Here is a 13,142-nt window from a genome sequence, read left to right on the forward strand (position 1 = left end):
GTGGGAGCGAGCCTGCTCGCGAAGGCGGATTATCATTCAACCTCTTTGTTGGCTGACACACCGCTTTCGCGAGCAGGCTCGCTCCCACATTTGCTTTAGGGTGCCAGTTAGAGCGGCGCTGGTTCCTGCGCCGGTTTGGACTTGTCGATCCCCGGTACGTGCAGTTTGCCCTCGGCGACCTGGTCGCCTTCAAGCTGCGGCTGCGTGACCCAGGTCAGGATGTCGTAGTAGCGACGGATGTTCGCCACGAAGTGCACCGGTTCGCCGCCACGGGCGTAGCCGTAGCGGGTTTTGCTGTACCACTTCTTCTCGGACAGGCGCGGCAGGATTTTCTTCACATCCAGCCATTTATCCGGGTTCAACCCTTCCTTGGCCGCCAGTTTGCGCGCGTCGTCGAGGTGACCGCTGCCCACGTTGTAGGCCGCCAAGGCAAACCAGGTGCGATCCGGCTCCTGGATCGAATCGTCCAGTTGGTCCTTTACATAAGCCAGGTATTTGGCGCCGCCCATGATGCTCTGCTTGGGATCGAGGCGGTTGGAGACGCCCATGGCTTGCGCGGTGTTCTGGGTCAGCATCATCAGCCCGCGCACGCCGGTCTTGGACGTGACGGCCGGTTGCCACAGGGATTCCTGATAACCGACCGCCGCCAGCAGGCGCCAATCGACTTTCTCTATTTTGGCGTAGGTCTTGAAGTGCTTTTCGTACTTGGGCAGACGTTGCTGCAAGTGCTGGGCGAAGGTGGTGGCCCCCATGTAGCCGAGCACATCGACGTGTCCGTAGTAACGGTCTTTGAGCCGCTGCAGAGTGCCGTTTTTCTTGACCTTGTCGAGGTAGTCATTGATCTCGTTGAGCAGGCTGTTGTCTTCGCCTGCCGCCACGGCCCAGCTCTGGTCGCTGGCGTCACCCAGGTCAAAGGCGACCCGGATGTTGGTGAAATACACCTGGTTCATCGCGACTTCGTTGGAGTCGACCAGGGTCAGGTCGATCTGGCCTTCATCGACCATGCGCAGCAGATCGACCACTTCAACCTGGTCGGACTCTTCGTATTCGATGCCGGGAAATTTCTGCTTCAGTTCCGCCAGTTGCCCGGCGTGGGTGCTGCCCTTGAGCACCATGATTTTCTTGCCCACCAGATCCTTCGCGTCGGTCGGCCGCGACTGCCCGTTGCGGTAGATGACCTGCGGGGTGACCTCCAGATAGGAGTGGGAGAAACGCACCTGCTTCTTGCGCTCTTCGCTGCTGACCAGTCCGGCAGCCGCCAGCACCGGGCCATTGGGCTTGCCTACCTGGTTGAAAATGTCATCGAGGTTGTCGGCTGTCTCGATTTTCAGCTCAACCCCCAGATCGTCGGCGAAGCGCTTCACCAGCTCGTATTCGAAGCCGGTTTCACCGTTGCGATCCTGAAAGTAAGTGGCGGGGCTGTTTCGGGTAATCACCCGCAGCACTCCATCCTCCTTTACGCGCTCAAGCGTGTTGGGTTTATCAACACAGCCACCGAGCATCAGGAAGAGTCCGGTTGCGATCAGCCATTTGGCGTACCGCGGACGCAAAGCCGTTGGGGAAAACATCTGCGCAGTATACGCAAAGGACCACGGGCGCCATATCTCGACAGCGAAGGGCTTGTCTGCTAGAGATCACAAAACCGGTCGAAACCCCGCAGGAATGGGGCTTGTCTGCAATTTGTTACAGTAAAAATAAGCTGTCTTCACCCCTCCGGTTAACCTGACTCCGGAGGCAGAAACACAGATTGATACCCGAGTGCAACCGTGCGTAGCGTTTCGGGTGATGTCGCGGGCTGTTTAGGCTAGAATGCACGGCCTCAAAGCACACCCCTTCCCGAGGCTGTCCCGAAGATGTTGATCCTGCGCGGCGCTCCTGCCCTTTCTGCCTTTCGCCACAGCAAGCTCCTTGAGCAACTGAGCCAGAAGGTTCCGGCTGTCAGCGGCCTGTATGCTGAATTCGCTCACTTCGCCGAAGTTACCGGCGTCCTGACCGGCGACGAACAGCAGGTGCTCGCGCGCCTTCTGAAGTACGGTCCAAGCGTTCCGGTCCAGGAGCCGACCGGTCGTCTGTTCCTGGTGCTGCCACGTTTCGGCACCATCTCGCCATGGTCGAGCAAGGCCAGCGACATCGCTCGCAACTGCGGCCTGACCAAGATCCAGCGCCTGGAGCGCGGCATTGCGTTCTACGTGGCCGGCCAGTTCAGCGATGCTCAAGCGCAGCTGATTGCTGACACGCTGCACGACCGCATGACCCAGATCGTCCTGGGCAACCTCGAACAGGCTGCCGGCCTGTTCAGCCACGCCGAGCCAAAACCCCTGACCGCGATCGACGTGCTGGGTGGCGGCCGCGCCGCGCTGGAAAAAGCCAACACCGAGCTGGGCCTGGCCCTGGCTGAAGACGAGATCGATTACCTGGTCAACGCCTTCGTCGGCTTGAAGCGTAACCCGCACGACATCGAACTGATGATGTTCGCCCAGGCGAACTCCGAGCACTGCCGTCACAAGATCTTCAACGCCAGTTGGGACATCGACGGCGAGAGCCAGGAAAAAAGCCTGTTCGGCATGATCAAGAACACCTACGTGATGCACAGCGAAGGCGTTCTGTCGGCTTATAAGGACAACGCTTCGGTGATCGTCGGCTCCGTGGCCGGTCGTTTCTTCCCGGACCCTGAAACCCGCCAGTACGGCGCGGTGCAGGAGCCGGTGCACATCCTGATGAAAGTCGAGACGCACAACCACCCGACCGCGATTGCCCCCTTCCCGGGCGCATCCACCGGTTCCGGCGGCGAGATCCGTGACGAAGGCGCAACCGGACGTGGTGCCAAGCCAAAGGCTGGCCTGACCGGCTTCACCGTGTCCAACCTGCAAATCCCTGGTTTCGAACAGCCGTGGGAAGTGCCGTACGGCAAGCCTGAGCGCATCGTGACCGCGCTGGACATCATGATCGAAGGCCCGTTGGGCGGCGCCGCATTCAACAACGAATTCGGCCGTCCGGCCCTGACCGGCTACTTCCGTACCTTCGAACAGTCGATCACCACGCCGCACGGTGACGAAGTTCGCGGTTACCACAAGCCAATCATGCTCGCTGGCGGTATGGGCAACATCCGTGAAGAGCACGTCAAGAAAGGCGAGATTGTCGTCGGCTCCAAGCTGATCGTGCTCGGCGGCCCGGCGATGCTGATCGGCCTGGGTGGCGGCGCCGCTTCCTCCATGGCCACCGGCACCAGCTCGGCTGACCTGGACTTCGCTTCCGTACAGCGCGAAAACCCTGAGATGGAACGTCGTTGCCAGGAAGTCATCGACCGTTGCTGGCAGCTGGGCGACAAGAACCCGATCAGCTTCATCCACGACGTGGGTGCCGGTGGTCTGTCCAACGCCTTCCCGGAACTGGTCAACGACGGCGACCGCGGTGGCCGTTTCGAGCTGCGCAACATTCCAAACGACGAGCCGGGCATGGCCCCGCACGAAATCTGGTCCAACGAATCCCAGGAACGTTATGTTCTGGCGGTCGGCCCGGCTGACTTCGAGCGCTTCAAGGCGATTTGCGAACGCGAGCGTTGCCCGTTTGCCGTCGTCGGCGAAGCCACTGCCGAGCCGCAACTGACCGTGACCGACAGCCATTTCGGCAACAGCCCGGTGGACATGCCACTGGAAGTGTTGCTGGGCAAAGCCCCGCGCATGCACCGCTCGGTGGTCCGTGAAAACGAGCTGGGCGACGATTTCGATCCGTCGACCCTCGACATCGCCAACTGCGTCGAGCGCGTCCTGCATCACCCGGCCGTGGCGAGCAAGAGCTTCCTGATCACCATCGGCGACCGCACCATCACCGGCCTCGTGGCCCGTGACCAGATGGTCGGCCCGTGGCAGGTTCCGGTGGCCGACGTTGCCGTCACCGCCACCAGCTTCGACGTCTACACCGGCGAAGCCATGGCCATGGGCGAGCGTACACCGCTGGCGCTGCTGGACGCTCCGGCGTCGGGCCGCATGGCCATCGGCGAAACCCTGACCAACATCGCGGCCTCGCGCATCGGCAAGATCTCCGACATCAAGCTGTCGGCGAACTGGATGTCGGCGGCTGGTCACCCGGGTGAAGACGCACGTCTGTACGACACCGTGAAAGCGGTCGGCATGGAGCTGTGCCCTGAGCTGGGCATCACCATTCCGGTGGGCAAGGACTCGATGTCCATGGCCACTCGCTGGAACGATGAAGGCGTGGACAAATCCGTCACGTCGCCCATGTCGCTGATCGTCACCGGTTTTGCGCCAGTCACTGACATCCGTCAGACCCTGACCCCGCAACTGCGTATGGACAAGGGCACCACTGACCTGATCCTGATCGACCTCGGTCGTGGCCAGAACCGCATGGGCGCCTCGATCCTCGCGCAGGTTCACGGCAAACTCGGCAAGCAGGCGCCGGACGTCGATGACGCCGAAGACCTGAAAGCCTTCTTCGCCGTGATCCAGGGCCTCAATGCCGACGGTCACCTGCTGGCTTACCACGACCGTTCCGACGGTGGTCTGCTGACCAGCGCCGTGGAAATGGCTTTTGCCGGTCACTGCGGCCTGAGCCTGAACCTCGACGGTCTGGCGGAAACGTCGGCCGACATCGCCGCGATCCTGTTCAACGAAGAGTTGGGTGCGGTGATCCAGGTTCGCCAGGACGCCACCCCGGACATCCTCGCGCAGTTCAGCGCTGCCGGTCTGGGCGAGTGCGTGTCGGTGATCGGTCAGCCGATCAACAATGGCCAGATCAACATCACCTTCAACGGTGACACCGTGTTCGAAGGCCAGCGCCGTCTGCTGCAGCGCCAGTGGGCCGAGACCAGCTACCAGATCCAGCGTCTGCGTGACAACGCCGACTGCGCCGATCAGGAATTCGACGTGCTGCTGGAAGAAGACAACCCGGGCCTGAGCGTCAAGCTCAGCTACGACGTCAACCAGGACATCGCCGCGCCTTACATCAAGAAAGGCATCCGCCCACAGGTTGCCGTGCTGCGTGAGCAGGGCGTCAACGGTCAGGTGGAAATGGCGGCGGCGTTCGACCGCGCCGGTTTCAACGCGATCGACGTGCACATGAGCGACATTCTGGCCGGCCGTGTAGACCTGAACGAGTTCAAGGGCCTGGTGGCTTGCGGCGGTTTCTCCTACGGCGACGTGCTGGGGGCCGGCGAAGGCTGGGCTAAATCCGCGCTGTTCAACAGCCGTGCCCGCGATGCGTTCCAGGGTTTCTTCGAGCGTAACGACAGCTTCACCCTCGGCGTGTGCAACGGTTGCCAGATGATGTCCAACCTGCACGAGCTGATCCCGGGCAGCGAGTTCTGGCCGCACTTCGTGCGTAACCGTTCCGAGCAATTCGAAGCGCGCGTGGCGATGGTGCAGATCCAGGAGTCGAACTCGATCTTCCTGCAAGGCATGGCCGGTTCGCGCATGCCGATCGCCATCGCGCATGGCGAAGGTCATGCCGAATTCTCCAGCGAAGAAGCACTGCTGGAAGCCGATCTGTCCGGTTGTGTGGCGATGCGTTTCGTCGACAACCACGGCAAGGTCACCGAAACCTACCCGGCCAACCCGAACGGTTCGCCGCGCGGGATCACCGGTTTGACCAGCCGCGACGGTCGCGTAACGATCATGATGCCGCACCCGGAGCGCGTGTTCCGCGCCGTGCAGAACTCGTGGCGTTCGGAAGACTGGAACGAAGACGCACCTTGGATGCGTATGTTCCGCAACGCACGCGTGTGGGTTAACTAAGCGCTGTGTTCAAGCTCGGCTTTTTCGTTCCCGACAGTCATGTCGAAGTGGTCAAGAGTGCCGTATTCGCTGCCGGTGGCGGGCGGATCGGTGCTTATGACCACTGCGCCTGGCAAGTGAAAGGCCTGGGCCAGTTCCGGCCACTGGATGGCAGTCAGCCGTTCATTGGCGAGGCGGGGCAGGTCGAGCAGGTCGAGGAGTGGAAGGTTGAGCTGGTGGTGGCGGATGAGTTGATCGTGGCCGTAGTGGCTGCGCTGAAACTCAGCCATCCCTACGAGACACCAGCTTATGAGGTGTGGCGGCTGGAGGATTTCTGATCCTTCTGTCGCTCAAATAAAAAACCCGCTGAAAGCGATTTCAGCGGGTTTTTTGTTGGTTGCGATTCCCCTGTAGGAGCTGCCGCAGCCTGCGGCAGCTCCTACAGGAGTGGCGTCAACCTTATGGGCGGATTTCGATCATCGTGCCATCCGGCACCAGGTTCCACACTTCACGCATGTCCATGTTGCGCATGGCGACACAGCCGTCGGTCCAGTCCAGGGTGTGGAACAGGTCTTCCGGGTTCTCTTCGGTGTCCGGGGTGCCGTGGATCATGATCATGCCGCCGGGCTCGACGCCCTCGCGGCGGGCGCGGGCGGAGTCGCTGATGTTCGGGTAGGAGATGTGCATGGCCAGGTTGAAGCGGTCGCTGACCTTGCGCCAGTCAACCCAATAGAAGCCCTCCGGCGTGCGCTTGTCGCCCTCCATCAGTTTCGGCCCCTTGGGGTTTTTACCCAGGGAAATGCGATAGGTCTTGAGCGGCTTGCCGTCATTGATCAACTGCAATTGATGGGCGGACTTGAGAACCAGAATTTTCTCGATGGGCTTGCCGTCCAGGCTGCCCACGGCAGAAGCCTGGGACACCGCGATGAACGACAAGCAAAACAGGGCAAGCAACCAGCGCATTGAAACGATTCCCCAAAAGGTGTCGCGACTATCTATAAGTTATAGGTGTTTTTGTAGGAGCTGCCGCAGGCTGCGATCTTTTCGCGCCTGCAACGTTACCCAAAATGGAATCAGGTGATGGCCGACTGAACCAACGGCGGGATCGATTCGGACCGCACAGGGTAGACCTCGGTCCGTCGGTCAGCGAAGAAGCATTCTAAGGTACGGCCCACCGTGCGGAAAGCCAGCTCGTCCCAAGGGATGTCCGCTTCGTCGAATAATTGCACTTCGAGGCTCTCCGGACCTGCGGCAAAGTCGAGATCCGCCAGCTCGGCGCGGAAAAACACATGCACCTGGCTGATGTGTGGCACGTCGATCAGGGTGTAGATGCTCAGGTTGCGCACCCGGGCGCAGGCTTCCTCGGCGGTCTCGCGAACTGCCGCCTGCTCGATGGTTTCACCGTTTTCCATGAAGCCGGCAGGCAGGGTCCAGTAACCGCGGCGCGGCTCTATCGCGCGGCGGCAGAGCAGGACCTGGGTACCCCAGGTCGCGACGCAGCCAGCGACGATATTGGGGTTCTGGTAGTGAATGGCCTGACAACTGTCGCAGACAAACCGCAGGCGCGAATCGCCTTCGGGAATGCGTTGGGTCACCGGGTTGCCGCACTGACTGCAAAATTTCATGCTTGGGTTCCTGAATGCTGCGCCTATCTTGGCGTGCGGCGGTGTCTGTCGGCAAGTTGTCGTTTCGCGACACGTCGCTGTCCGGGGGCTTGGGCGACCGATACGATTGGTGCATGATGCAGGGTAAGGCACAGATCGAGAACACTCATGCTGGACGAGCTACTGCATCGGGTAAGTCATCACACACCGCGCACGCTGGAGACTGACCGACGTTTCCCCGAGGCCGCCGTACTGTTGCCTATCACCCGCAGTGACGAACCGGAACTGGTTCTGACCCTGCGCGCCAGCGGACTCTCGACCCACGGCGGCGAAGTCGCCTTCCCCGGCGGCCGTCGCGACCCGGAAGACCCGGACCTGATTTTCACCGCCCTGCGCGAGGCCGAAGAAGAGATCGGCCTGCCACCGGGGCTGGTCGAGGTGATCGGCCCGTTGAGCCCGCTGATCTCCCTGCACGGCATCAAGGTCACGCCTTATGTCGGGGTGATTCCGGATTTCGTCGAGTACCGGGCCAATGATGCCGAAATCGCCGCGGTGTTCAGCGTGCCGCTGGAATTCTTCCGCGAAGACCCGCGTGAACACACCCATCGTATCGATTACCAGGGCCGCAGTTGGTACGTGCCGAGCTACCGCTACGGCGAGTACAAGATCTGGGGTTTGACGGCGATCATGGTCGTCGAGTTGATCAATCTGCTCTATGACGCGAAAATCAGCCTGCATCAGCCCCCAAAAAGCTTCATCAATACTTGAAGCCGTCGTTCGAATGGCCGCAAACGCGACTGCCTGAGCCCTGAGGAAAACCACAATGAAATACCGCCTGGGCGACGCCCGTGTCGAAACCCACCCACAAAGCTGGGTGGCACCCAATGCCGTGCTGGTGGGCAAGGTCAAGCTGGAAGAGGGCGCCAATGTCTGGTTCAACGCCGTATTGCGTGGCGACAACGAATTGATCCTGATCGGCAAGAACAGCAACGTCCAGGACGGCACCGTCATGCACACCGACATGGGCTACCCGCTGACCATCGGCACCGGCGTGACCATCGGCCACAACGCCATGCTCCACGGCTGCACCGTAGGCGATTACAGTCTGATCGGAATCAATGCGGTGATCCTCAACGGCGCGAAGATCGGCAAGAACTGCATCATCGGCGCCAATTCGCTGATCGGCGAAGGCAAAGAGATTCCCGACGGGTCGCTGGTGATGGGTTCGCCTGGCAAGGTCGTGCGCGAGCTGACGGAACAGCAGAAGAAAATGCTCGAAGCCAGTGCCGCTCATTACGTGCACAACGCCCAGCGTTATGCCCGTGATCTGGCCGAGCAGGAAGAATGACCACGCCTGAACGTCCGGTGGCATCGCCCTGCGTGAGCATTTGCGCGCTGGATGACGATGATGTTTGCACCGGTTGCCAGCGTACGGTGGAAGAAATCACCCGTTGGAGCCGCATGGATAATGATGAGCGCCGCAAGGTGCTGGGGTTGTGTCATGAGCGGGCGAAGGCCAATGGTTTGATCTGGATGTTGCCGACCAAATCCAGTCACTGAATAGTGCGGGCTTTTGTGGCGAGGGAGCTTGCTCCCTCGCCACAGGTTATCTGTGCACGGAAGATGAAGTACCCTGTGCGCCAAATCAACAGGTGCCTAAATGTTCTTCCTGATCGCCTACATCAGCAGCGTCGTGCTGATCAATTTCGCGTTTTCCACCGCCCCGCACCTGGACATCATCTGGTCGGCCTGGGGTGGCTTGGTGTTTATCTTGCGCGACATGGTGCAAACCCGCTTCGGCCACGGCGCGATTGCGGCGATGCTGGTAGCGCTGGTGTTGTCTTATGTCACGTCCGATCCGTCCATTGCCCTGGCCAGCGCTACGGCGTTCGCAGTGTCGGAGTGCATCGACTGGCTGGTGTTCAGCATCACCAAGCGCCCGTTGCACGACCGCCTGTGGATAAGTTCGGCGCTGAGCATTCCCCTCGATACCTTCATTTTTTTCGGCATGATCGATGCGCTGACGCCGGGTGTGATCCTCACGGCGCTGGGCTCGAAGTTCGCCGGTGTGACCGCCGTATGGCTGATCATGGCCTGGCGCCTGCGCAAACAAGCTGTCGTCAGCTGAAGTTCATGTAAAATGCCGCGCTTTCTCCCCATGGGAAGCGTGCTTCCCTCGATGATCCGCTCCTTGAGGACCTTCAGATGACCCGTATCGGAACTCCGTTGTCGCCGACCGCGACCCGCGTATTAATGTGTGGCTGTGGCGAATTGGGCAAGGAAGTGGTGATCGAGCTGCAACGCCTGGGCGTTGAAGTGATTGCCGTGGACCGGTACGCCAACGCACCGGCCATGCAGGTGGCGCACCGCAGCCAGGTGATCAACATGCTCGATGGCGCCGCCCTGCGTGCCGTGATCGAAGCCGAGAAGCCGCACTTCATCGTGCCGGAAATCGAAGCCATCGCCACCGCGACCCTGGTCGAGCTGGAGTCCGAAGGTTTCACCGTGATCCCGACCGCACGCGCTGCGCAGTTGACCATGAACCGCGAAGGCATCCGTCGTCTGGCCGCCGAAGAGCTGGACCTGCCGACCTCGCCGTACCACTTCGCCGATACCTTCGAGGATTACAGCAAGGCGGTCGAAGACCTCGGTTTCCCCTGTGTGGTCAAGCCGGTGATGAGCTCGTCGGGCAAAGGCCAGAGCCTGCTGCGCAGCGCCGATGACGTCAAAACAGCCTGGGACTACGCGCAAGAAGGCGGCCGTGCCGGCAAAGGCCGCGTGATCATCGAAGGCTTCATCGATTTCGACTACGAAATCACCCTGCTGACCGTGCGCCATGTGGGCGGCACCACATTCTGCGCGCCGGTCGGCCATCGTCAGGAAAAGGGCGACTACCAGGAATCCTGGCAGCCACAAGCCATGAGCCCGATTGCCCTGGCCGAGTCCGAGCGCGTGGCCAAAGCGGTGACCGAAGCCTTGGGTGGTCGTGGTCTGTTTGGCGTCGAGCTGTTCATCAAGGGTGATCAGGTGTGGTTCAGCGAAGTGTCGCCGCGCCCGCATGACACCGGCCTGGTGACCCTGATTTCCCAGGATCTGTCGCAGTTCGCCCTGCATGCCCGCGCGATTCTGGGCCTGCCGATCCCGTTGATCCGCCAGTTCGGGCCTTCCGCATCGGCGGTGATTCTGGTGGAAGGGCAGTCGACCCAGACCGCTTTCGGCAATCTGGGTGCCGCGCTGAGCGAGCCGGATACCGCGCTGCGTCTGTTCGGCAAGCCTGAAGTCAACGGCCAGCGCCGCATGGGTGTGGCCCTGGCGCGCGACGAGTCGATCGAAGCCGCCCGCGCCAAGGCGACCCGTGCCTCGCAAGCGGTGGTCGTAGAGTTGTAAAAGCCGCTCTGGCGGGCCTATACCTGCTATGGGCTCGCCACAATTTACTGTGGGAGCGAGCCTGCTCGCGAAAGCGATGTTCGCACCAACATCGATGTTGAGCGTGAAGGCGCTTTCGCGAGCAGGCTCGCTCCCACAAGGATTTTGCTTAATTGCCGAGTGTTCGATTGCGCAAGTCTTTTCATTAAAGCTCCAGGCCGTTACCCATGAATTCGCAAAGCATCATCGTCCCGAAAATCTCCACACTGCCGGTGCACGAGCCCCGGGCACGGGCGATCGTGCGTTGGCTGGTGCGCAAGAACATCGTCAAGGAAGAACTGACCACCTGCGGCCGCACTGGCAATCGCATGGCGCACGCCATTGGCGACGGCGCCCGAGCAGTGGTCCTGCATCCGGAGGCCTTGCCGTTCGGCGAGCCGGTCAACGGCCTGGAGATCGTCACCAAGCGCTGCATCTACACGCCGGCCAAGGGCTTCCTTGAGGAGGCGGGCTGCGCCGAGTGCCGCAAGGAGATTGGCGAAGCGCTGTTCGAAAGCCTCGAAGACTGGATGCCCGGGCGCACCGATAACTTCACCTGCCCGGAATGCGGGCACGAAGACGACATCAACGGTTTTCTGTTTTTGCAGGAGTGCGGTTTTTCCAACCTGGGTTTCATCTTCAACAATTGGGCGGAAGCCGGGTTCAAACAGAGCTTTCTCGACGAATTCGCCGATTGGCTGGATCAGCCGGTGAGTTGGGTCAAAGTCGAGTTGTAGGCGGCAATTATTCCCGTATATCAGCAATACCGATAATAGACAGAGTTTTACATTGAACCCGAAGGGGTGTCTGACTATAATGGCGCGCTTCCATTTTCCCGCTCGGGAGCCCCCGCGATGCTGCGTATCAGCCAAGAAGCTCTGACATTCGACGACATTCTCCTAGTGCCCGGTTATTCCGAGGTGCTTCCTAACGAAGTCAGTCTCAAGACCCGCCTTACCCGTGGCATCGAACTGAATATTCCACTGGTTTCTGCCGCCATGGACACCGTCACTGAAGCCCGTCTGGCAATTGCCATGGCTCAGGAAGGTGGTATCGGCATCATCCACAAGAACATGACCATCGAGCAGCAAGCTGCCGAAGTGCGCAAGGTCAAGCGTTACGAAGCCGGTGTGGTCAAGGACCCGATCACCATCGACGCCGACGCTACCGTGCGCGAGCTGTTCGAATTGACCCGCATGAACAACATCTCCGGCGTTCCGGTGCTGCACAATGGCGACCTGGTCGGCATTGTCACCTCCCGTGACGTGCGTTTCGAGAACCGTCTGGAAGCCACCGTCCGTGATGTGATGACGCCTAAAGAGCGTCTGGTCACGGTCAAGGAAGGCGCCGACAAGAATGACGTCCGCGAGCTGCTGCACAAGCACCGCATCGAACGCGTTCTGATCGTCGACGACAAATTCGCCCTCAAAGGCATGATGACCGTCAACGACATCGAAAAAGCCAAGGCTTACCCGCTGGCCAGCAAGGACGATCAAGGTCGTCTGCGCGTTGGCGCCGCCGTCGGCACCGGTAAAGACACCGGTGATCGCGTCGCGGCCCTGGTCAATGCCGGTGTTGACGTGGTGGTGGTCGACACCGCTCACGGTCACTCCAAAGGCGTGATCGACCGCGTTCGCTGGGTCAAACAGAATTTCCCTGAAGTGCAGGTCATCGGCGGCAACATCGCCACCGGCGCTGCCGCCAAGGCCCTGGCCGAAGCCGGCGCTGACGCCGTCAAGGTCGGTATCGGCCCTGGCTCGATCTGCACCACCCGGATCGTCGCCGGTGTCGGCGTCCCGCAAATCAGTGCCATCGCCAACGTTGCCGCTGCCCTTGAAGGCACTGGCGTTCCGTTGATCGCCGACGGCGGCATCCGTTTCTCCGGTGACCTGTCCAAGGCCATCGTCGCCGGTGCTTCCTGCGTGATGATGGGCTCGATGTTCGCCGGTACCGAAGAAGCGCCGGGCGAGATCGAACTGTTCCAGGGCCGTTCGTACAAGGCTTATCGCGGCATGGGTTCGCTGGGCGCCATGTCCCAGGCACAGGGTTCCTCCGACCGTTACTTCCAGGACTCCTCGGCAGGCGCCGAGAAGCTTGTACCTGAAGGGATCGAAGGGCGTGTGCCGTACAAAGGCACCCTGAGCGCGATCATCCACCAGTTGATGGGCGGCCTGCGTTCCTCGATGGGCTACACCGGTAGCGCCAACATCGAAGAGATGCGCACCAAGCCTGAGTTCGTGCGGATCACCGGCGCTGGCATGGCCGAGTCCCACGTTCACGACGTGCAGATCACCAAGGAAGCGCCAAACTACCGCGTAGGTTGAGCCTTCAAGCAACACGACAAGCAACCGGGGCTGTTTTATTCAGCCCCGAGTTGTTTCTGAATCACGACTGTTTCCGAATT

Annotated in this window: 12 protein-coding genes; 9 read left to right on the top strand and 3 right to left on the bottom strand. The window is 60.8% G+C overall.

Going from position 1 to position 13,142, the window contains the following annotated elements:
• Positions 1 to 107: 107 nt before the first annotated feature.
• Positions 108 to 1,568, bottom strand: coding sequence for a membrane-bound lytic murein transglycosylase MltF (mltF, locus tag BVK86_RS11980; protein ID WP_075946634.1), 1,461 nt, complete (start codon positions 1,566 to 1,568; stop codon positions 108 to 110).
• A 285-nt stretch (positions 1,569 to 1,853) separates the two neighbouring features.
• Between mltF and purL the strand changes: the two genes are divergently transcribed.
• Together purL and BVK86_RS11990 are read left to right on the top strand one after the other, a co-directional pair.
• On the top strand, positions 1,854 to 5,750 hold the full coding sequence (gene purL, locus BVK86_RS11985) for a phosphoribosylformylglycinamidine synthase (RefSeq protein WP_075946635.1): 3,897 nt from the start codon (positions 1,854 to 1,856) through the stop codon (positions 5,748 to 5,750).
• A 5-nt stretch (positions 5,751 to 5,755) separates the two neighbouring features.
• Positions 5,756 to 6,067, top strand: a complete 312-nt coding sequence (locus BVK86_RS11990) for a YqfO family protein (RefSeq protein ID WP_075946636.1) — start codon at positions 5,756 to 5,758, stop codon at positions 6,065 to 6,067.
• A gap of 121 nt (positions 6,068 to 6,188) precedes the next feature.
• On the opposite strand, the gene BVK86_RS11995 is transcribed toward BVK86_RS11990, so the two are convergent.
• Positions 6,189 to 6,692, bottom strand: coding sequence for a L,D-transpeptidase family protein (locus tag BVK86_RS11995; RefSeq protein ID WP_075946637.1), 504 nt, complete (start codon positions 6,690 to 6,692; stop codon positions 6,189 to 6,191).
• A gap of 110 nt (positions 6,693 to 6,802) precedes the next feature.
• Positions 6,803 to 7,354, bottom strand: coding sequence for an NUDIX hydrolase (locus tag BVK86_RS12000; RefSeq protein WP_075946638.1), 552 nt, complete (start codon positions 7,352 to 7,354; stop codon positions 6,803 to 6,805).
• A 147-nt stretch (positions 7,355 to 7,501) separates the two neighbouring features.
• Here BVK86_RS12000 and BVK86_RS12005 point away from each other — a divergent pair, with 147 nt between their 5' ends.
• The 7 genes from BVK86_RS12005 to guaB all read left to right on the top strand — a co-directional run bounded on the left by BVK86_RS12005 (position 7,502) and on the right by guaB (position 13,062).
• Positions 7,502 to 8,101 carry a CoA pyrophosphatase gene (locus tag BVK86_RS12005; protein ID WP_075946639.1) on the top strand — a complete coding sequence of 200 codons (600 nt, stop codon included), beginning with the start codon at positions 7,502 to 7,504 and terminating at the stop codon, positions 8,099 to 8,101.
• Positions 8,102 to 8,156: 55 nt separating this feature from the next.
• A complete protein-coding gene (locus BVK86_RS12010) occupies positions 8,157 to 8,681 on the top strand; it encodes a gamma carbonic anhydrase family protein (protein ID WP_075946640.1) in 525 nt (174 codons plus the stop codon).
• Entirely contained in the window at positions 8,678 to 8,893 is a 216-nt protein-coding gene (locus BVK86_RS12015) for a DUF1289 domain-containing protein (protein ID WP_075946641.1), read from the top strand. The genes BVK86_RS12010 and BVK86_RS12015 overlap by 4 nt, the downstream gene beginning before the upstream one ends.
• Before the next feature lie 100 nt (positions 8,894 to 8,993).
• Positions 8,994 to 9,461 carry a preQ0 transporter gene (locus BVK86_RS12020; protein ID WP_075946642.1) on the top strand — a complete coding sequence of 156 codons (468 nt, stop codon included), beginning with the start codon at positions 8,994 to 8,996 and terminating at the stop codon, positions 9,459 to 9,461.
• Between the two features lie 77 nt (positions 9,462 to 9,538).
• Entirely contained in the window at positions 9,539 to 10,720 is a 1,182-nt protein-coding gene (gene purT, locus BVK86_RS12025; RefSeq protein ID WP_075946643.1) for a formate-dependent phosphoribosylglycinamide formyltransferase, read from the top strand.
• Between the two features lie 206 nt (positions 10,721 to 10,926).
• Complete coding sequence (locus tag BVK86_RS12035; protein WP_075946645.1) at positions 10,927 to 11,475, top strand: sugar ABC transporter ATPase; 549 nt, start codon at positions 10,927 to 10,929, stop codon at positions 11,473 to 11,475.
• Positions 11,476 to 11,592: 117 nt separating this feature from the next.
• The gene (guaB, locus tag BVK86_RS12040; RefSeq protein ID WP_075946646.1) at positions 11,593 to 13,062 is read left to right on the top strand and encodes an IMP dehydrogenase; all 1,470 of its coding nucleotides are present in this window, start codon (positions 11,593 to 11,595) and stop codon (positions 13,060 to 13,062) included.
• The last annotated feature ends 80 nt before the right edge of the window (positions 13,063 to 13,142 follow it).

It is taken from the genome of Pseudomonas reinekei (assembly GCF_001945365.1).
Classification (GTDB): domain Bacteria; phylum Pseudomonadota; class Gammaproteobacteria; order Pseudomonadales; family Pseudomonadaceae; genus Aquipseudomonas; species Aquipseudomonas reinekei.

Coding starts and splice junctions, on each gene's coding strand:
- mltF (WP_075946634.1), bottom strand. CDS start 1,568: ATGTTTTCCCCAACGGCTTTGCGTCCGCGGTACGCCAAATGGCTGATC.
- purL (WP_075946635.1), top strand. CDS start 1,854: ATGTTGATCCTGCGCGGCGCTCCTGCCCTTTCTGCCTTTCGCCACAGC.
- BVK86_RS11995 (WP_075946637.1), bottom strand. CDS start 6,692: ATGCGCTGGTTGCTTGCCCTGTTTTGCTTGTCGTTCATCGCGGTGTCC.
- BVK86_RS12000 (WP_075946638.1), bottom strand. CDS start 7,354: ATGAAATTTTGCAGTCAGTGCGGCAACCCGGTGACCCAACGCATTCCC.
- BVK86_RS12005 (WP_075946639.1), top strand. CDS start 7,502: ATGCTGGACGAGCTACTGCATCGGGTAAGTCATCACACACCGCGCACG.
- BVK86_RS12010 (WP_075946640.1), top strand. CDS start 8,157: ATGAAATACCGCCTGGGCGACGCCCGTGTCGAAACCCACCCACAAAGC.
- BVK86_RS12015 (WP_075946641.1), top strand. CDS start 8,678: ATGACCACGCCTGAACGTCCGGTGGCATCGCCCTGCGTGAGCATTTGC.
- BVK86_RS12020 (WP_075946642.1), top strand. CDS start 8,994: ATGTTCTTCCTGATCGCCTACATCAGCAGCGTCGTGCTGATCAATTTC.
- purT (WP_075946643.1), top strand. CDS start 9,539: ATGACCCGTATCGGAACTCCGTTGTCGCCGACCGCGACCCGCGTATTA.
- BVK86_RS12035 (WP_075946645.1), top strand. CDS start 10,927: ATGAATTCGCAAAGCATCATCGTCCCGAAAATCTCCACACTGCCGGTG.
- guaB (WP_075946646.1), top strand. CDS start 11,593: ATGCTGCGTATCAGCCAAGAAGCTCTGACATTCGACGACATTCTCCTA.